Origin of the sequence: Brachyspira sp. (assembly GCF_050873525.1) — a bacterium.
Classification (GTDB): domain Bacteria; phylum Spirochaetota; class Brachyspiria; order Brachyspirales; family Brachyspiraceae; genus Brachyspira.
Genome location: NZ_JBNMIZ010000342.1, coordinates 1 through 1,462 on the forward strand (window position 1 = coordinate 1; position 1,462 = coordinate 1,462).

General features: G+C 33.8%; 1 protein-coding gene. It reads right to left on the reverse strand.

Annotation, left to right across the window (positions count from 1 at the left end; genetic code table 11):
* Nucleotides 1-223: 223 nt before the first annotated feature.
* A complete protein-coding gene (locus ACR0QS_RS13210; protein WP_432633916.1) occupies nucleotides 224-1,417 on the reverse strand; it encodes a hypothetical protein in 1,194 nt (397 codons plus the stop codon).
* Nucleotides 1,418-1,462: the final 45 nt, after the last annotated feature.

Genomic DNA, 1,462 nt, shown 5'->3' on the forward strand with positions numbered 1-1,462 from the left:
AAATAATACATATACTACATTTTAACGATTAAAAACTTAGAAAGCATTTTAAATAAAGTGGAAATTTATTATATAATCTATATATTCATTTTTAAAATTTAATTTTATTAGAAGTGGATTTCTTCGGAAAATAATACAAAAAATAAGTAGAAGACTATTTTTTAGCCTTCTACCCTATTCCAGTTTTTTTTCTAATTTTGATTAAATAAACAAGCGGTTAAAATTATCGTATCATACCGTTATTAATTCTTACTACTCTTCTTGTATCGCTTATATCTTTCTGTCCCGGCATAAACAAGAATTCCCAGCCTCGATGCTTATCCGTAAACATAGCGGTATGATTCAACTGTTTACTAATAAATTCTGGTCTTTCCGCCAAATATATATTTTGATTGGTCATATAAGGCATATTTTGAGCCGTAAAGTAAATACCAGGGTGATTTTTATATTCTTCATGATAATTATATATTCCGTAATAAGCGTAATAAGAATGAACGCTAGCGGCTCCAGAATATCCAAGGTTATCATAGTCATACATAACCAAAATTTCTATGAAGCCGGGATTTATATATTGTCTTTCAAATAAATTATTTACAAAAGTAGACGCACTCCAGAAAGTTTGAACCCCATGTCGAGCGGTTACAAAATCGAATACTCCGTCTTTAAATGGGTTATCGCCAGCATATTTCGTTCTTGCATTTTCGGTTGTTAAAGCGTTAGCGTAAATAGCTCCAATCGTATATATATTTTTTTCTTTCCAAGTAATGCCGTTCTTCTGCATAGACCAAGAGTTATCAGCAAATCTCGTCTTATCTCCTCTTTTTATCGTTATATCTCTATAAGGGATTATAACAACTCCGACTAATTTTTTGATAATAGTATTGTCTTCTTTATAAACTATATCGCCGTTTTCATTGAAATAATAATAATCTTGCGCGCTATATTGTCCATGAGTATGTTTTCTTTGAAAATTATTGGCATCTCTATTATTTCCCCTATTTCTAATGGCGAATACCTTTCCATCGTTTACGGCTTTTCTGTTGATTTGGTCGAACCATAATTGTTTTAATTTATTGGTGTCTTTATAGCTTACATTGGTATAACCGTCTCCTACTACGCCGAAAGGAACGCGAACATCGTAATAATCTCCCGGGCTATCGTTTGGCAAAATCGTGGTATCGTCTCCATCCGTATCGCCTCCTGAAGAACCATCGTCTCCAGAACCTCCGTTTCCGCCTGAAGAATCACCGCCGCCAGAACTTCCGCCGGGATTCGTATTCTCGCTCGAATAATTTCTTCCGCCGCTTCCCGTAATCTCATCTCCAGAGCAGGCAACTATTCCCGCGATGCTAAATGCCGCTATTAACAAAATAATAGCTATTCGTTTTGAAATTTTTAATACTTTTGTGTTAATCATAATTAACTCCTTATTTTAATTAAATTATAGGCTTTCAATTCCTAT

Bases quoted from the DNA above. Each gene is read 5' to 3' on its own strand.
- ACR0QS_RS13210 (WP_432633916.1), bottom strand. From the start codon at position 1,417: ATGATTAACACAAAAGTATTAAAAATTTCAAAACGAATAGCTATTATT.